Below are 17,288 nucleotides of genomic sequence, written 5' to 3'. Positions count from 1 at the left end.
TTCGGCCGTTACACCTCGACTCGAGCCGCCAGCGAAAAGCGGTTCCGGAGCCGACCTCATCGAGTCGGCCCGATCCGACGGACGCTACGGTTGTTTTTCGCGATCCGCGCCGAGACCGGCCTCGGAGATGATTTCCGCGCCCTTCGGCGAGAGATCGACGGTGACGTCGCCGGGAACGGCTTTGCTGATCTCGTCGACGTTGCCCGCGAGCACCGTCAGAATGTCGTCGGGGTTCGCGTACAGCAGCATGTTGCCGTCCTGTCCCTCCGCGACGAGTTGCGTGTCGTTCAGGACGATCTGGTTGTTCTGGATCGTCGCCGCGACGACCGGCAGCGCCTCGGGTTTCCCCTGCTCGGTATCTTTGACCTTCCGGATGTGGACGTCCTCGAGGTCGAGGACGTCCTTGTGCTCCTGAATCACTTCGGCGCACGCGACCATATCCTGGAGGAGCGCCGACTTGTGGTGGCCGCCGTGTCCGTCGTCGCCGTCGAGACAGTGCTGGCAGACGCGAAGTTCGATTCGCATTGTGCGAGCGTTGTCGCTCGAGCCCGATGAGAATTCCGTTTCGGGGGCTGGGACTCGATGGCGGGTGGGGCGAACCGGCTGCGCTCAGTCCCGGTGGCTCTCGACGATCTCTCCGACCGCCTCGGAGCCGCAGTCGACGTAGCCGCCGTGGAAGCAGACGACGTGTTCGATATCGAGGTCAGCCAGATCGGCGACCGACTCGAGCGCGCGGTCCATATCCGGCGTGAATTCGGCCTTCGGGCCGTCTATCGGCTCGTCTACGTCCGCGACGAGGGCATCGCCGGCGAGCAATAGACCGTCTTCGGGAAAGTGCAACGAGACGTGGCCCGGCGAGTGGCCGGGGGTGTCGACGACTGCCATCGGCCCCGCGAGCGTCGGGATTCGGACGCCGCCGACGAGTTCCAGGTCGACGGCCGCCGGCGGATACCGATCGCCGTCGCCCTTGATCGGATCGTGGACGCCCGTCACGTACGGCGCTTCCTTCCGGTGGGTCGCGACGACCGCGTCGACGTGCTCGAGCAACTCCGCGAGCCCGCCGGCGTGGTCGCCGTCGTGGTGGGTCAGGAGGACGAGCCAGATGTCCTCGAGTTCGTAGCCGAGCGATCGGAGGTGCGTTCGTACGGCGTCGACCGTCCCCGCTGGGCCGACGTCGATCAGGACCAGTCCGCGCTCGGTCTCGACGAGCGTCGGGGTGATCGTCAGCTCTCGGCCGCCGTAGTCGACCGTCATCGGAAGCGTGTGAACGCCAGCATCGCGGTCTTCGTTCGTTCCCATACGCCAGACGTTCACCGCCAGGCCGAAAGCGTTGTTCGTCGCTGATCGAGACCTCTCTCGTCCGAATGGATTCTATACGACCAGTTCCGGCGCAATGAAAACTAATAAATCCGATACGTTATATGGTTATGAAAATGGAACGCACAGTCGATTTTTCGCCCCTCGAGGTCGAGACGGATCCGTTCGCCGACGCCGCTTCGCAGTCGCTCCCCGAGGTGGTTCGTCCGCTGGCCGACGCCTACGACGAGCAGATCACGGATCGAGACCGATCGCTCTGGCGCTGGTTTTACCGAGCGACGGCCGAGTTCGGGCTCTCGTGTGTCGATGCAGATTGCGTTCGACGGACTCGCAGCGCGAAGGTTCTCGCCACGATGTTCATCACCGTCGTCGACGACGTCGCCGAACGGTACGGCGACCGGGCGACGCTCGCAGAGCTGTTGAAAGTGCCCTTCGAGCACCAGCACGCCGATCCGACTCGAGCGGGAGTTGCAGGCGAGTACGTCCGATTTCAACGCGAGCTCTGGACGGAGTTGCGAACCCTGTACGACGACGGTCCGCGGGCCGGTGAGTTCGCGGAACTGTTCCGGTTCGATCTCCGACAGGCGCTCCAGTCGGTCGACTACTCCGCGCTGTTGGCCCAGCATCCCGGGCTCGCCTCCGAGCGCGAACTCTGGACGTACGACGCGCACAACATGATGGTGCTCTGTTTCGCCGATATCGATCTCGCGTACTCATCGTCGTTCGACGCGGCTGAACTCGCGGCGGTTCGGGAGGTCGTCACGCGGGCACAGCGGATGGCCCGGGTCGGCAACTGGATCGCGACCTGGGAGCGCGAACTGGCCGAAGGCGACTACAGTTCGGGCGTCGTCGTCCGCGCGCTCGAGTCCGGCGTCGTCTCGATTGACGAACTGCAGACACTCGAGGCGCGGCTGACGGACGACGCTGTCGAACCGATCGTGACGGCGATCCGCGGGTCCGATATCGAGGCCTATTTCGTCGATCGCTGGCGCAGCGAGTACGACGAGGCGGCGCAGTTCGTCGGTGCGGTCGATAGCGTCGACCTCCGGGCGTATCTCGAGGGGTTCGAGACGATCTTTCGGGCGCAGTTAGCGAACCGCCCGTCGAACTGATCCGGGGACGAACGGGGGAGTGTTCCCTGGACAGTCGCGGAGTCGGTCGACTTCCGTCTGCGACTCTCTGCCATTCATTTCAACGAAACAAAAAGTATATGCCGACAGAATCGAAGGTTGCTATACTGAATTAGATAGCTGAATGAGGTATCTCGAATGGAATTAATTAGCAACCAGTGCGGTGATACGACGGTCGTAGACGGGATTACACAGCTCTTCGACGAGGACGGAACGATCTATCTCGTGACCGGCTACTTCACCAACAGCGCGTACCGACTCATCCGTCCCGATATCGAGCGGTTTCTCTCACGATCTCCGGAGAACGAACTCGTCGTCGTCGTGAGTCCGACCGCGGATCAGTTCACGCCCTCGATCGCCCGCGACCTCCAGCAACTCGACGACAGAGTTCAGCTGTACAAGTATCCACACGGCTGTCTCCACGCGAAACTCTACGTTCGGACCGGCGACCACCCGACCGCGATGGTCGGCTCGATCAATCTCACGCGGGTCGCGTTCGAGCAAAACATCGAACTGAGCGTGCTCGTCGAGTCGGACGACGGCGACGCGGATATCGAGCCGTTCGTCGAGTGGACGGACGAACTCCTCTCGATCTGCGAACCGTTTCGGAAGCGGGACCTGTTCCGGCCGGTAATGCTCCTGAACACGATTTCGGTGTGGACGAACAAGGCGCGACTGCTCTCGGGACGCACCGTCGTTCACCAGCCGTCGGTGTACGTCGTCCTCGCGCTTCTCGGGCTGTTCGTGCTCATGTCTTGGACGACCTGACCGGCCATGGCACGTGACTTCGGCGAGGTCGACGCCCTCCAGGAGATCGTCCCGGAAGCGCTGGCGTTTCCGACCGCGATGGCGACCCAACTCGGCGCGATCTGGTTCGCGACGCTGCTCATCTGCTGTCTCTACCGGTTCCACGACCGCCGCAACGCCGTCGTGACCGCCGGCCTGCTGGTCACTGGCACGGGGATCTGGCGGACGATCAAGATCGTCGCCCCCGTACCGCGCCCCGAACAGCCCCTGGTCGCGCTCGAGGCGCTCCCCTCGATCCTCCAGCCGCTGTACGAACTGGCCGTCGTCGACAGCGGCGCGGGCTTTCCCAGCGGCCACGCGGTGACGACGACGATCGTCTACCTGTCGCTCGCGAGGCATCTCTCCGTCGGCAGTCGGCGACAGCGGTACCTCGGCGCGCTCTCGATCGTCTCACTGGTCGGCCTGACTCGGATGACCCTCGGGGTTCACTACCTCGTCGACGTAATCGCGGGCGCGGTGATCGGCAACGCGGTCCTCCTCGGCGGTTTCTGGCTCTTCTCGAGGTATCCCGAGCGACGAGTAGCGATCGCAGTCGGCGGGGGCTTTTGCTCCGCCTCGGTGTGCTTGCTCGCGAGTCTGTTCGTCGGGCCGTTCAGTTTCTGGGAGCTCGGCCTCTTCGTCGCCGGCGTCGGCGGCTTCCTGTGGTGGCACGTCGCTGCAACGGACCGTCGGCCGGTCGGCGTCGGCGATCCCTCGTAACGACGCGTCGCGACTGGGTCAGTCGAGCGCCGACTCGATCGCCGCGTCGAGATCGGCGATCAGGTCGTCGACGTGTTCGATGCCGACGCTCACCCGAATCAGGCCGTCCGTGAGACCGGCGGCGATGCGCTCCTCGCGAGGGATCGCCGCGTGGGTCATCGGCGCGGGCTGTTCGATCAGGCTCTCGACGCCGCCGAGGCTCTCCGCGAGCGTGAAGATCTCGGTGTTCGAGACGGCCTCGCTCGCCTCCTCGAGGCTCGCGTCGAGTTCGAAACTCAGCATGCCGCCGAAGTCGTCCATCTGCTCGGCGGCGATCTCGTGACCGGGGTGGGATTCGAGCCCGGGATAGTAGACGCGGTCGACGTCGGGGTGGTCCTCGAGCCACGCCGCGATCGAGCGGGCGTTCTCGCAGTGGCGGTCCATGCGGACGGGCAGCGTCTTGGTGCCCCGAAGGACCAGGAAGGATTCGAAGGGGCCGGGGGTCGCGCCGACCGAGTTCTGGTAGAACCCCAGTCGCTCGTCCAGGTCCTCGTCGTTCGTCAGGAGGGCACCGCCGACGACGTCCGAGTGACCGCCGAGGTACTTCGTCAGGGAGTGGGAGACGATGTCGGCGCCGAGATCCAGCGGCCGCTGGAGGTACGGCGTCGCGAACGTGTTGTCGATGGCACACAGCGCGTCGTGTGCGTGGGCGATCTCGGACGCGCCAGCGATGTCGACGATCGACATGAGCGGGTTGGTCGGCGTCTCGAGCCACAGCAGTTCCGTATTCTCCTGAAACGCGCCCTCGATCTCGTCGAGATCGGTCATATCGACGAACGTGAACTCGATATCGTACTCCTCGTACACCTGCGTGAAGATGCGGTGGGTGCCGCCGTAGACGTCGGTGCCCGTGACGACGTGGTCGCCGGCCGAAAGGAGGTTGAGGACGGTGTTGATCGAGGCCATCCCGCTGGCGAACGCGCGGCCGTAGTCGGCGTTCTCGAGGCTCGCGAGGTTCGCCTCGAGATCGGTTCGGGTTGGGTTCCCCGTTCGTGAGTACTCGTAGCCCCGATGCTCTCCGGGCGCGTCCTGCTCGTAGGTCGAGTTAGCGTGGATCGGCGTCATCAGCGCGCCGGTCTCCGCGTCGGGGTCCTGTCCGGCGTGGATCGAACGGGTCTCGAGTCGATACTGGTCGTCGTTTCCGTCGCGCTCGCGGTCGTCCATACCGGGCCCAACGGACTGCAGTGGGGTTACTCTTGCTTTCGCCGCCGATCGGGACGACGTCGTCGGAACCCTACAGTTGCTGGGGCGTCGTCGACTCGGAGATCGGTTCCGACACGACGTGATCGACGAGTTTCGCCTCGATCTTCCGGAGGTGCTCGCCGACCGTCCCGCCGGCGATGCCGACTTCGCGGCCGATTTCGTCGTAGGTCGTCTCCCGCGGCGAGGCGTAGTAGCCGAGATCGATCGCCGTCCGGAGCAGTCGGCGCTGTTGGGAAGTGAGCGTCGCGAGGAAGACGTTCTCGTCGGGTTCGAACGGCTGTTTCGTCTCGAGAACGACGTCGACGTCCTCGGGGACGACGGCCATCGCCCGCTGAAATGACGGCTCCGTCGCGAGGTAGGTCACCCGCAGGTCGCCGTCGCGGACGTAGGTCATCGGCGGATCGAGGAAGACCTGAAACTCACGGGTAATCCGGAGGAGCGCGCGAACGGTTTCATTCGGGACGAACTGCGAGCAGAGCAGGATTCGGTCGCCGAAGGCCTCGAGCCAGTAGTCGAACGGGCCGAGTTCGTCGTCTACGAACGCCTCGACGCGGTCGAACTCGCCACCCAGTTCGTACAGCACCAGCCCGAGTTCGTCGGTCGCCAGGCGGATCCGCTGAATCGCGACGCGTTCGACCCCCTCGTGCTCGTCGATTCGCTTCTCGAACGGGTGAAACCACCCGTCCGCTGGGGAGAGCCGAACGTCGTAGTGGCGCATACCTTCTCAACTGGTGCCATCACGCATAACTATCCGTCCACAAACGGGCGGTTAAGTCGTGGTTTCCCGAACCGGCGAAACGATCCGTTTCGATAGCCAGAACAGGAGACGACGGACGGGTATCGGCTCGAGTTGTCCCCCCAGTGGGCGCGACACTGACATGAGAGTGTCTGGGCCATTCCAGAGCGGCGGGTCCGTGTGAACGAGGGCCGAAGCGGAACTGGTAGTCGAAAGACGTGCGTTTTATAACCATCAGCGCTCAAGAGGGCCGTACGACTATGCCACACTCTAATGGCCCTCGTCAGGGAACCCGGAGGAAACTCGCGAACGCTCCTCGAGACCGCGGCACGTCGCCGCCACAGCGAGCGATTCAGGAGTACGAGAACGGAGAGAAAGTCCACCTGAAGATCGACCCGAGCGTTCCGAACGGACGCTACCACCCGCGCTTCGACGGTCAGACCGGCGAAGTCGTCGGTAAACAGGGCGACGCCTTCAAGGTGCAGATCAGCGACCGCGGCAAGGAGAAGACGCTGATCGTCACCGCGGCACACATGCGCGCACAGAACCAGGACAAGAACCGGATCTGAGTCAGGATGACGATCTTCAAAGAGATCGTCGACGAGGAGTTCCTGACGATCTCGGAGACGAAGGAACTGCTCGCCGACATCGAAGCCGAACGCGCGATGGACGAAGAGCGTGAACTGCGCTACGAACTCGCGCGAGCGATCGAGCACGTCAACCGATTCACCGTCTTAGAGCCGGAAGAGGCCCAAAACCTCGTCGACGACCTGCAGGAACTCGAGAAAGTCGACGAACCGACGGCGTACAAGATCGCGAACCTCCTGCCGCGCAACCGGGACGAACTCCGCTCGGTGTACGCCCAGCAGCGCTACTCGCTCTCGGGCGACGAACTCGACGAGATTCTCAACGTCCTCGCGCAGTACGTCTGATACTGTCTGCTGTAAGTCACTTCCGGCGGGACCGCAGGACGGTTCGCGGTCCCACCCGTACACCGGTACAGCAAACCGTACGAGCCGGCGCCGTTCGGAACGCGCTTTTCTGGCGACGACGGTTCAGTACGATTCGACCAGTCGCATCTCGATTCATCGGCGGCGATCGGAGTCGCTGCCGGTCGGTTCGACCGGCGCGTCCGCGAGTCGCTCGGCGGATCGATCGCGCTGTTCGACTCGATCAGGGTCCAGTCACGTTCAGTGGCTACAATAGCCGGGCACGGCGGTTCCCGTCCCACGATGGCGGGCCGACTCTTTAAGTACGCCCTCGACGTATCCAAAACCAATGAGCGAAGCCGACAGCGACGGGACGGATATCCGCCGCGCAGTCGTGTTGGACTATCTCGCACACGGGCTCTCGGACGACGGCCGGCCACAGTACGAGAAGTCACCAGCGGGATACGCCCTTGGAATCGACGATTTCCAACTCTATCAGGTCGCCTTCGACGAGGAGGAACGACTCACGATCGGGAGCGAAGTCGTCGTGGAACCAGCCGGTGAACGCGACATCGTCACCGAAGCCCACCGGGTCGACTACGAGGATCTCTCCTCGGGCGCCCAGTCGGAACTCGAGTACGTCGTCGCCGATCTCGTCGAGGAGAACGAGCAGCGATTCGTCGACTTCTACAACGACGCCCAGCCGATCACGCTGCGGCTCCACCAGCTCAATCTCCTGCCGGGGATCGGAAAGAAACTCCGCAACGGGATCCTCGACGAACGCAAGCGCAAGCCCTTCGAGAGCTTCGAGGAGCTTTCGGAACGCGTCTCCGGGCTCCACGACCCTGACGAGGTGTTAGTCGAGCGCATCCTCGAGGAACTGCGCGACGACGACCTCAAATACCAGACGTTCGTCGGGCGGCGCGAGCAGGAACAGAATCAGTAAGCGGACCGAGCCCCGACTCGAGGACGGCCGGCGGGCTTCTCGCAAAAACTGTTGGATCCTCTACACCGTAGTGGGTACGCCGCCAGGAGGCGATATGGAGATCCGCGAGATAGTCGACGAGACGGAGCGTCGCGAGGCCGTTCCGATCGTCCGCCAGCTGTGGAGCGACGCCGAGCCGAGCGACGTGCTCGAGTGGACCGGCGAGGACGAGTACCACCTGTTCGGTGGGTTCGCCGACGGTGACCTCGTCGGTGTTGCAGGTGTCCGCCTCGAGAACGTCCTCCACCACGCGCGACACGCGTGGCTCTACGACCTCGTCGTCGACGAACCACACCGAGGCGACGGGTACGGAACCGAACTCGTCCGGTTCGTCGAACAGTGGGCGACCGAGCAAGACTGCGAGTACGTCGCGCTGGCGTCGCCGCTCGCGAAAACGGACGTTCACGAGTACTACGATGGGCAGGGTTTCGAGCAGTGGGGGTACGTCCTCGAGACCGAGCTCTGAGAAGGTGTGTAGAGAATCCGTTCCTCTCGATCTCGCCAGAGAGATCGCACGAGTCGATATTGAACAAGTGACTTGTGAGCGATGTGGAACTCACCGCCGTCGGTGGGAGCACCACGCTCGAGCGAGCCACTACTCGCGACAAACAGCGGTCCGCAAGACGGTGCGTTTACACCGATCCCCGCCAAAACGCCGGCAATGAGAGATCCAGACGGACTGATCGCCCGGGCGGGCGTCCGCGGCGATCCGGACCGCGATCAGCACTTTCTCGTCGACGACCGCGTTCTCGATCGACTGCCGACGTATCTTGCGGCTATCGACGCCGACACCTCCCACCTGCTCGAGATCGGTGGCGGAACGGGCGCGCTGACGGACCGCCTGCTGGCGATGGGCAACGAGGACGACGAGGTGACGGTCGTCGAACGCGATCGAACGCTCGCCGCGTTCTTGCAGGAGGAGTTCCGCGAGGAGATCGATGCCGGACGGCTGACGGTCATCGAGGGCGACGCTCTCGAGGTCGACCTCCCCGACTTCACCGCCTCTGTCTCGAACCTCCCCTACGGCGTCTCGAGCGAGATCACGTTTCGGCTCCTGCCCGAAAAACGGCCCCTGGTGCTGATGTTTCAACAGGAGTTCGCCGAGCGGATGGTTGCCGAACCCGGAACGCCCGAGTACGGCCGACTCTCCGTCTCGACCCAGCACTACGCGGACGCCGAACTCGTCGAGTCCATCCCGAAAGAAGCGTTCTCGCCGCCGCCGGCCGTCCAGAGCGCGGTCGTTCGACTCGAGCCCCGCGATCCGGACTACGAGGTCGACGACGAGGAGTTTTTCCTGCGGTTCGTCAAGGCCCTGTTCACCCAGCGCCGGAAGACGATCCGGAACGGGATTCGGAACACGGCACACATCTCGGGGCTCGAGGAGCCCGACGCGGTCGTCGAGGCGGCAGACGAGGAGATCCTCCAGAAGCGTGCCGGCGCGATGGCACCGGCGGAGTTCGCGGCCCTGGCCCAACTTGCGGCCGACGTCAGCGCAGTAAGTGAGGGACAGTGAGGCCGTGACGGCCATTTTCGGACGACCGAGAACCGTTGGCAGTGTCGACGCCGACCGACGGATACTCGTAGCTCCGCGGACGACAGCCTCGAGAGACGACGACTACCCATGTCCGAGATACTGATGGGGTTCGACTGGCTATCGAACGTCTTCGAGACGACCAACGGCAGGCTCGCGGTCACGTTCGCAGCGGTCGGTCTCCTCCTCATCGTTCTCCTCTCCTATCGCCAGCTACAGGAATGGCTCACCGAGCGAACGCGACCGCTGTACAGCGATATCATCTCGATGGGGCTGTTGATCTCGACCTGCCTCCTCAGTCTGACTATCATTCTGGGCGTCTGGGACCAGACCAGCGAAATTCAGTCGATTTACACGGATCAGGATCTCGGCAGCGACGTCATCGCACGCGGCGTGTTCACGTTCGTTCTCGTTATCGGGACGCTCATCGTCACCCGATTCGTTCGCCGAGTGCTCCGTGAGGTGCTCGGCTCGGCGACGGCCGTGACCGACCACCAGCGAGAGATCACGCACCGCCTCTCGCAGGTGCTGATCTGGTCAGTTTCGCTCATCATCGTTCTCGGCGTCTGGATCGACGACCTCGGTGGCCTGCTCGTCGGGGCCGGGTTCGCCGGTATCGTCATCGGTATGGCCGCCCGACAGACGCTCGGGACGGTTATCGCGGGCTTTGTCCTCATGTTCGACCGGCCGTTCGAGATCGGCGACTGGATCGAAGTCGACGACGAGGAAGGAATCGTCACCGATATCTCGATCGTCAACACTCGCCTCCAGTCGTTCGACGGCGAGTACATCATGATCCCCAACGACCTCATCTCCTCGAGTATGGTGACCAACCGCTCGAAACGCGGGCGACTCCGCGTCGAAGTCGACGTCGGCGTCGATTACTCCACGGACGTCGAGCGAGCCGCTGAGATCGCGAGGGCGGAAGTCGAGGGGCTCGACGAGTCGCTAACCGCGCCGTCGCCACAGGTCATCACGAAGAACTTCGCCGACTCGGCGGTCGTTCTGGGCGTGCGCTTCTGGATCGACAACCCCAGCGCCCGCCGGTTCTCGAAGTCGAAGACGGCCGCGATTCACGCGATCAAGCGCGCCTTCGAGGACGAGGGAATCAAGATCCCGTACCCGCAGCGCGAACTGACCGGCCGGGCCGAAACCGGCGGCCTTCGAATCGCGGAGGACGACAAGCGAGAAGCGGGCGACTCCTCGCTGAATCCGCAGGACGACGATATCGACGACTCTGCGGACGGCGAGACGGACGAACCGAAACGGGAAACACAGCCAGGAACGCCATCGGAGGACGACTGATGGGGCTCGAGGACCGACGCGGCGTCGGCGCGGACGTCTACCAGCCGGCGGAGGACTCCCACCTGCTCGCGCAGGCGGCCTGCGACCGGCTTCTGCAGGATGACGACGAACTGCGAGACGGCGAAACCGGTCCGTTCGTCCTCGAGGTCGGCACCGGCTCCGGCTACATCGCGGGTCGGATCGACGCGGAGACGACCGCGCGCGTGGTCGCCGCAGACCTGAACCCCCACGCGGTTCGTCAGGCCCGAGAGCAGGGCCTCGAGGCGGTCCGCGCCGACCTCGTCGCACCCTTCGCCGACGGCGCGTTCGACGCCGTCGTCTTCAATCCGCCGTACCTCCCGACCGACCCGGAAAACGAGTGGGACGACTGGATGGAGCGCGCCCTGTCGGGCGGTGAGGACGGCCGAGCCGTGATCGACCCCTTCCTCGCTGACGTCGGTCGCGTGCTCGCACCTGACGGCGTCGTCTACCTGCTCGTTAGCAGCCTGACGGGGGTCGACGAGGTCGTCGAGGAGGCCGGCGAACACGGGTTCAGCGCCGTCGCAATCGCGGACGACTCCTTCCCCTTCGAGACGCTGACGGTGCTCGAGCTGATCACGTGAGACGGCCGGTGAGTGTCCGTCCGAAAGTCACCGAACGTTGGGAGCGGGTCACTCGGTCTCGTCAGCCATTTCGAGCAACCGCTCGATTCGTTTTTCAGTCGGCGGATGCGTCGCGGGTCGCCACTCGAGGGCGCGCCCGAGACGGCCGAACACTCGCGATAGCCCGGAAACGATTCGCGCACCTTTCAACTCGCTGTCGCCGGCCGGCACCCAGCGGGCGATCGACGACTCGGTCGGGGGCGAACGTCTGTGGTCGGCCGATATCTGTCGCGACACGATCCCGAGCGTCGCGGTCGCGTGGCGACTCCGTGCGTCTTCGCGGGGCGTCGCTTCCTCGAGCGTCTCGAGGGCGGCGGCGAGCGCAGTGGGATCTCCGACGAGTTCGGCACCAGCCCTGTCGGCAGCGTACTCTCGGGTCTGTGCGTGGAGGCCGATACAGATCGCGTTGACGGCGAGGATGAGACGGGCGAGAACGCTGACGAGCAGGTAACAGATCGAGAGGACCACGACGGGAACCGCGACGAGCAGGAGGACGAGCGTAACCGACCCCATCGCGAGCAGAAACCGAATCCACTCGCCGAGGCGTCGCTCGCGGGCGAACAGTCCCTCGGAGACCGACCCGATCGTCGCGACCACCGTTGCGAGTATCGTATCCCGGTTCGCGAGATGAGCAACTTCGTGGGCGAGTACCGCGTCGAGTTCGGATTCGGCAAGCGCCTCAAGTAGACCCCGCGTGACGACGACGGTCGCGGCAGTGCCGTTGTCGGCGGTGAAACTGGTGGCCTCGTCCGTTTCGACGATCGCCACAGTCGGTGCTTCGACCCCGGCTGCGAGTGCGAACCGCCGGACGCGAGCCTCGAGTCCGTACGCATCGTCCACGCCGTCCACGTCGAGCGGACGAGCGTCGGCGTTCTCGAGCGTTCGTCGGTAGCCGTAGCGGACGTACGCGAGAGCGAAAAGTGCCGCCGCCAGAACGAGCGTTCCGGCGACCACCGGGGTCGATGCGGCGACGTTTGGTCCGGTCGCCGTCACCGCGGCGTAGAGGATTCGAGCGACGAGCGTGACGATCCCGATAGCGACGAGTGCGACGACGGCAAGCGTCACTCCCAGTCGGATGTGAAGAGTACGGGGCGACTCGGAGACCATACGAGGCGTGTCACACTCCCGCTACAAAATGGTACGCGTTCCAAGGTGTCTGCGGAAAAAGCGGCGGACGGAAACCGTTCGAATCGATCAGGCCGGTACGTTCGGAATCACCGTTGCCATTGCGATGATGATAATGAACGCCGTCACCGAGATGATCGTGGTCAGCACCGTCCAGATCTTCACCGTCTCGGCTTCCGTGAGCCCACCGATCTCCTTGATGAGCCAGAACCCGCTGTCGTTGAACCACGAGCAGATGTTGCCGCCGGCACCGATAATCAGCGCGAGGTAGACCGCGCTCACGCCGAGTTCCGGTACCTGCGGCGCCATGATCCCCGCCGTCGTGATCATCGCGACCGTCGCGGAGCCCTGTGCGATTCGAATCGCCGCCGCGATGACCCACGCTGAGATCAGCACTGAGATACCGGCGCCGCCGACGCTGACGAGTTCGACGATGTAATCACCGATACCGGACGCCGCGAGCAGGGCACCGAACGCCCCGCCGGCGGAGGTGATCGCCGCGATGTGACCGCCGCTTTTGAGCGCCTCGACGAGTTCGTCGTTCCAGACGTCCCGATCGAGGTTCCGAATACGCAGGTAGGTCAGCGCGGCCACCAGCGCGGCCGCGGTGAGCGCGAAGTTCGGATCACCGACGAAGGCCGCGGCCGGCTGTGCTGCCTCGAGTGGTCCGTGGATCATGTCGAACGGAAAGACGCCGGCATCGGCCAGATCGATGAAGTAGTCGAGCGTCGTGTTCGACGCGACGAGGACGACCGCGAGCAGGATCGGCAGCGAGGCCTCGAACACACCGGGAAGCGCCGACGTCTTCCGCTCCGCGAGTTCGTGTACGTCTTCGGCGGTCGATCCGACCGTCTCACGGAGCGGGATGTCGTCGAGCCGGCGATTGATCCACTTGCCGTAGAGGATCCCCGAGACGATCGCCGTCGGGATAGCGACGGTCGCACCGATGACCATCGTCCACAGGAGATCGGCTCCGAGCTCGAGCGAGACCGCGAGCGGGCCCGGCGTCGGCGGGACGAGGACGTGCGTCGTCGCCGCACCGGCGCCGATGACGGCGATGTACAGCGCGTAGTCGCGGCCGGTGCGGGCCCGCATCGAGCGCGCGAGCGGCGTCAGCAGGAAGAACACGTTGTCGAAGAAGACGGGAATCGACAGCGCGGTACTGCTCCCCCACAGCGCCAGATAGGACCGTTCCTCGCGGAGCCTCGACTGGAACGCCCGAACGATCCGTTCCGCAGCGCCGCTCTCCATCATCGCCTTCCCGATGATCGCAGCCATCAAGATGGGAATACCGACCCCTTCGAACGTCTCACCGAGGCCGACGGCCAACTCGGACGGGACGTCACCGAGCGGTACCTCGGCCGTCGCGATACCGACGATGAGGCCGGCGATAACGAGACCCAGTACGGCGGGTAATCGAAGCCACACGAGTAGCGCGATTACGGCAATCAACCCGATTGCAAAGACAATCAGGGGATTTTCGAACGCCATACGCTGCCATCAAGCACCGGGTAAATAACAATTAGGTATTCGTGACTGTGTAAGCATCTAACTTTTCATATTAATACAACAATAGGTCACGAATACTCGTATGCTGTTACGGTATCGATTTCGCGTCGCTCGACGGACGACAACGGTGACTCTGAAAGCGATATCGCACTCGATTAGCTCACTGACGATTACTGCCACGTATTTATTGATATGGAAAATATTAAGCGTCGGTATAGCCTACGTCGCATTCACGATGACTGAGTACGTTTCGACCACGCCGGGGCTCTTTCCGCTCCCGGACTGGGCGAAAGACGACCTCTCGGACCTGAAGGGACACCAGAAACACGATCTCATCGGCGGCGATGAGGACGGAGAGATCGCCGCCGCCTACGAGAACGCCCGTAGCGACGTGATCGAGGACCAACAGAACGCTGGACTCGACCGAATCGTCGAGGGACAGCTCCGGTGGGACGACATGCTCGCTCACCCGCTGGCCGTCCACGATGCCGTCGAGACCCGCGGGATCGTCCGCTACTACGACAACAACAACTTCTATCGAGAGCCCGTCGTCTCCGACGAACTCGAGTTCTCGGGTGACGTCGCGAGCGAACTCGAGGCCACAAGCGAGGTGACTGACGGCGACCTGCAGGCCGTCCTCCCCGGCCCGTACTCGCTGGCCGACCTCGCCACCGACGAACAGTACGGCGACGACGCCGAGTTCCTCGGCGCCATCGCCGACTTCCTCGCGGGCGAGGTCGACGCTTTCCCCGCCCACGAGACGCTGTTCCTGCTCGAGCCATCCCTCGTTGAGGAGCCGCCCGAAGACGGCGCTGACGAGCGCGCGAGCGAGGCGATCGATCGCGTCGCGAGCGCAACCGATGCCGACGTCGTCGTCCAGCCCTACTGGGGCGCACTCGAGGAGAAGGTCTACGCCCACCTGCTCGACGCGGACATCGATGCGGTCGGCTTCGACTTCGTCGCAAATCAGGACGACAATATCTACAACATTCAGGAGTACGGCGCGACCGGCGACATCTCGCTCGGCCTCGCCGACGGCCAGAACACGCTCGTCGAGGATCCCGAAGCGATCCGCGACCGCGTCGACTGGGTCGAAGATCAGCTGCAGGTGACCGAGTTCGAGACGGTCTACCTGACGACGAACACGGAGACGTTCTACCTGCCGTACGCGAAGTATCAGGAGAAACTCGAGGCGCTTGCCGAAGCCGCGGACCTCGCGGAGGTGACAGCCGCATGAGCACGAACGAAAACCGAGATCAGTTCCGACCCGAGGACCACGAGAACGACCACTTCATTATGACGAGCGTCGTCGGCAGCTATCCGAAGCCAAAGTGGCTCAACCGTGCGAAGGAGCTCTATCAGGACCCCGATCACAGCTTCGACGAAGACGATTATCAGGAGGCCAAAGACGACGCCGCTCGCCTCATCACGAACGAACACGAGCGCGCGGGTCTCGATACCGTCGTCGACGGCGAGATGCGGCGCAACGAGATGGTCGAGTTCTTCGCCCACCGGATCGAGGGCTACGAGTTCAACGGCCCCGTCAAGGTCTGGGGCCACAACTACTTCGACAAGCCCTCCGTCGTGTCCGAGGTCGAGTACACCGACTCCTGGCTCGTCGACGAGTACAAATTTACCGCCGAGGCAGCGGACCGACCGGTGAAGGTGCCGATCACGGGACCCTACACGCTCGCCAACTGGTCGTTCAACGAGGCCTACGATGACGACGACGAACTCACCCTCGCGCTCGCCGATCTCGTCAACGAGGAAGTCGAGAAGCTCGTTGAGGCCGGCGCGCGCTACATCCAAATCGACGAGCCCGCGCTTGCGACCACGCCCGACGACCACGCCATCGTCGGCGAGGCGCTCGAGCACATCGTCGCGGACATCCCCGAGGAAGTCCGTATCGGCCTGCACGTCTGTTACGGCGACTACTCGCGGATCTACCCCGAGATCCTCGACTACCCCGTCGACGAGTTCGACCTCGAACTCGCCAACGGCGACTACGATCAGCTCGACGTCTTCAAGGACCCCGAGTTTACTGCCGACCTCGCACTCGGCGTCACCGACGTCCACGTCGCCGAGGTGGAGTCCGTCGAGCAGATCGAGGAGAACATCAAAAAGGGCCTCGAGGTCGTGCCGCCGGAACAGCTCGTCGTCTCCCCGGACTGTGGTGTGAAGCTCCTGCCCCGCGAGGTCGCCTACGGTAAGATGGCGAACATGGTCGAAGCAACTCGCAACGTCGAGGCCGATCTCGACGAAGGCAACATCGATATCGAACGCGGTGCGCCGACGCCCGCCGACGACTGAACGCTCGAGCGATTAGTTCGACGCAGCTCGTCTCTCGTCTCTCGTTTTTCCGTCCGTTTCCGCGTTCGGTTCGGTTTCTATAGCTCGTTACATTTCGATCGCTGTCATCTGCATCGATTGCGACGTCGGTCGGCTCTCGGGTGGCCCGATCGAGGGGAGCAAGCGAACCTAAGACGTTCGACCGGGCGGTTCGGATCGGTAATTAGTATTAAAATAGATAGTTCTGTACCGGTTGCCAAATGGACACACGAGACGGGGACGTGACCGTTACCTGGTAGCATCCATGTCTAAAAATGAATATGTAGTGCTGCTACGAACGGGCGCGTAATGCAACGAACCGCACCGACGCAACCCGACCTCCGCGAGGAAGCCACCGAGCACCGCGACCCCGAACACGACGTCGCTTCGCTCTTCGTCGGTCGCTGGTCGCCGTATGCGATGACCGGTGAACCGCTCGAGGAAGACGAGTACCTCCCGTTGTTCGAGGCCGCCCGGTGGGCCCCTTCGGCGTTCAACAACCAGCACTGGCGGTTCGTCTACGCCGCTCGCGACGACGACGAGTGGGACACCTTCGTCGACCTGCTCACCGAAGGGAATCAGGTGTGGGCAACTGACGCAGCCGTACTCGGCGTCATCGTCTCGAAGACGACGTTCGACCACAACGGCGAACCGGCGCCGACGCACTCGTTCGACACCGGCGCGGCCTGGCAGAACCTCGCGCTCGAGGGCGCGCGGCGAGGCCTGGCGGTCCACGGAATGGCCGGCTTCGACTACGAGCGCGCGGCTGACGAACTCGAGGTTCCCGAGGAGTTCGCAGTCGAGGCCATGTTCGCGGTCGGTGAGCACGCACCGCCCGAAGCGTTGTCCGAGGACCTTCGGGAGCGCGAACAACCGAGCGGTCGCAAGGATCTCGAGGAGATCGTCCACCGCGGACGGTTCGAGTGACAGTCGTCGCATCCTGAGCGACTTTCTGCGCCGTCCCCAGCGACCTCGGCCGAGGGCAATCATCAAGCGTTCTCGCT

At 63.8% G+C, this 17,288-nt stretch carries 19 protein-coding genes; 13 read left to right on the top strand and 6 right to left on the bottom strand.

All coding sequences use genetic code 11. The features are described 5' to 3' along the window. Positions 1–84 precede the first annotated feature (84 nt). Both ACSFDB_RS15295 and ACSFDB_RS15290 read right to left on the bottom strand, forming a co-directional pair. On the bottom strand, positions 85–525 hold the full coding sequence (locus ACSFDB_RS15295) for a hypothetical protein (RefSeq protein ID WP_440771800.1): 441 nt from the start codon (positions 523–525) through the stop codon (positions 85–87). Positions 526–609: 84 nt separating this feature from the next. Further along, entirely contained in the window at positions 610–1,299 is a 690-nt protein-coding gene (locus ACSFDB_RS15290) for an MBL fold metallo-hydrolase (protein WP_440771799.1), read from the bottom strand. 134 nt (positions 1,300–1,433) lie between these two features. On the opposite strand from ACSFDB_RS15290, the gene ACSFDB_RS15285 reads away from it, so the two are divergent. The 3 genes from ACSFDB_RS15285 (at position 1,434) to ACSFDB_RS15275 (ending at position 3,953) form a co-directional block, all read left to right on the top strand. Next, complete coding sequence (locus tag ACSFDB_RS15285; RefSeq protein ID WP_440771798.1) at positions 1,434–2,429, top strand: terpene synthase family protein; 996 nt, start codon at positions 1,434–1,436, stop codon at positions 2,427–2,429. A 156-nt stretch (positions 2,430–2,585) separates the two neighbouring features. Then, entirely contained in the window at positions 2,586–3,215 is a 630-nt protein-coding gene (locus tag ACSFDB_RS15280; protein WP_440771797.1) for a phospholipase D-like domain-containing protein, read from the top strand. 6 nt (positions 3,216–3,221) lie between these two features. After that, positions 3,222–3,953 (top strand): phosphatase PAP2 family protein, encoded by a 732-nt coding sequence (locus ACSFDB_RS15275; RefSeq protein ID WP_440771796.1) that lies wholly within the window; start codon positions 3,222–3,224, stop codon positions 3,951–3,953. A gap of 18 nt (positions 3,954–3,971) precedes the next feature. Here the strand turns inward: ACSFDB_RS15275 and ACSFDB_RS15270 are convergent, their stop codons facing one another. Together ACSFDB_RS15270 and ACSFDB_RS15265 are read right to left on the bottom strand one after the other, a co-directional pair. Beyond that, the gene (locus ACSFDB_RS15270; RefSeq protein WP_440771795.1) at positions 3,972–5,156 is read right to left on the bottom strand and encodes a cystathionine gamma-synthase; all 1,185 of its coding nucleotides are present in this window, start codon (positions 5,154–5,156) and stop codon (positions 3,972–3,974) included. Between the two features lie 70 nt (positions 5,157–5,226). Next, the gene (locus ACSFDB_RS15265; protein ID WP_440771794.1) at positions 5,227–5,913 is read right to left on the bottom strand and encodes a helix-turn-helix domain-containing protein; all 687 of its coding nucleotides are present in this window, start codon (positions 5,911–5,913) and stop codon (positions 5,227–5,229) included. Between the two features lie 278 nt (positions 5,914–6,191). Here ACSFDB_RS15265 and ACSFDB_RS15260 point away from each other — a divergent pair, with 278 nt between their 5' ends. The 7 genes from ACSFDB_RS15260 (at position 6,192) to ACSFDB_RS15230 (ending at position 11,283) form a co-directional block, all read left to right on the top strand. After that, entirely contained in the window at positions 6,192–6,500 is a 309-nt protein-coding gene (locus tag ACSFDB_RS15260) for a 50S ribosomal protein L21e (RefSeq protein ID WP_006090583.1), read from the top strand. A gap of 6 nt (positions 6,501–6,506) precedes the next feature. Then, positions 6,507–6,863 carry an RNA polymerase Rpb4 family protein gene (locus ACSFDB_RS15255; RefSeq protein ID WP_440771793.1) on the top strand — a complete coding sequence of 119 codons (357 nt, stop codon included), beginning with the start codon at positions 6,507–6,509 and terminating at the stop codon, positions 6,861–6,863. 346 nt (positions 6,864–7,209) lie between these two features. Continuing rightward, positions 7,210–7,806: a DUF655 domain-containing protein gene (locus ACSFDB_RS15250; RefSeq protein ID WP_440771792.1), complete on the top strand. Its 597-nt coding sequence runs from the start codon at positions 7,210–7,212 to the stop codon at positions 7,804–7,806. A gap of 94 nt (positions 7,807–7,900) precedes the next feature. Beyond that, entirely contained in the window at positions 7,901–8,311 is a 411-nt protein-coding gene (locus tag ACSFDB_RS15245) for a GNAT family N-acetyltransferase (protein WP_440771791.1), read from the top strand. Positions 8,312–8,506: 195 nt separating this feature from the next. After that, positions 8,507–9,358, top strand: coding sequence for a 16S ribosomal RNA methyltransferase A (locus ACSFDB_RS15240; RefSeq protein ID WP_440771790.1), 852 nt, complete (start codon positions 8,507–8,509; stop codon positions 9,356–9,358). A 108-nt stretch (positions 9,359–9,466) separates the two neighbouring features. Next, positions 9,467–10,681, top strand: a complete 1,215-nt coding sequence (locus ACSFDB_RS15235) for a mechanosensitive ion channel family protein (RefSeq protein WP_440771789.1) — start codon at positions 9,467–9,469, stop codon at positions 10,679–10,681. Beyond that, positions 10,681–11,283: a HemK2/MTQ2 family protein methyltransferase gene (locus tag ACSFDB_RS15230; RefSeq protein WP_440771788.1), complete on the top strand. Its 603-nt coding sequence runs from the start codon at positions 10,681–10,683 to the stop codon at positions 11,281–11,283. The genes ACSFDB_RS15235 and ACSFDB_RS15230 overlap by 1 nt, the downstream gene beginning before the upstream one ends. Positions 11,284–11,331: 48 nt before the next feature. Here ACSFDB_RS15230 and ACSFDB_RS15225 read toward each other — a convergent pair whose 3' ends face one another. Continuing rightward, positions 11,332–12,429, bottom strand: a complete 1,098-nt coding sequence (locus tag ACSFDB_RS15225) for a M48 family metallopeptidase (RefSeq protein ID WP_440771787.1) — start codon at positions 12,427–12,429, stop codon at positions 11,332–11,334. Positions 12,430–12,516: 87 nt separating this feature from the next. Beyond that, complete coding sequence (locus tag ACSFDB_RS15220; protein WP_440771786.1) at positions 12,517–13,938, bottom strand: GntP family permease; 1,422 nt, start codon at positions 13,936–13,938, stop codon at positions 12,517–12,519. A 253-nt stretch (positions 13,939–14,191) separates the two neighbouring features. Between ACSFDB_RS15220 and ACSFDB_RS15215 the strand changes: the two genes are divergently transcribed. The 3 genes from ACSFDB_RS15215 to ACSFDB_RS15205 all read left to right on the top strand — a co-directional run bounded on the left by ACSFDB_RS15215 (position 14,192) and on the right by ACSFDB_RS15205 (position 17,211). Then, the gene (locus ACSFDB_RS15215; protein WP_440771785.1) at positions 14,192–15,193 is read left to right on the top strand and encodes a 5-methyltetrahydropteroyltriglutamate--homocysteine methyltransferase; all 1,002 of its coding nucleotides are present in this window, start codon (positions 14,192–14,194) and stop codon (positions 15,191–15,193) included. Continuing rightward, positions 15,190–16,266, top strand: coding sequence for a methionine synthase (locus ACSFDB_RS15210; RefSeq protein ID WP_440771784.1), 1,077 nt, complete (start codon positions 15,190–15,192; stop codon positions 16,264–16,266). Before ACSFDB_RS15215 ends, ACSFDB_RS15210 begins: the two co-directional genes overlap by 4 nt. A gap of 327 nt (positions 16,267–16,593) precedes the next feature. Continuing rightward, a complete protein-coding gene (locus ACSFDB_RS15205; protein WP_440771783.1) occupies positions 16,594–17,211 on the top strand; it encodes a nitroreductase family protein in 618 nt (205 codons plus the stop codon). Positions 17,212–17,288: the final 77 nt, after the last annotated feature.

It is taken from the genome of Natronorubrum amylolyticum, assembly GCF_052040145.1.
In the GTDB taxonomy this organism is placed as follows: Archaea; Halobacteriota; Halobacteria; order Halobacteriales; family Natrialbaceae; genus Natronorubrum.
This window is presented reverse-complemented; position numbering and strand designations above follow the sequence as displayed.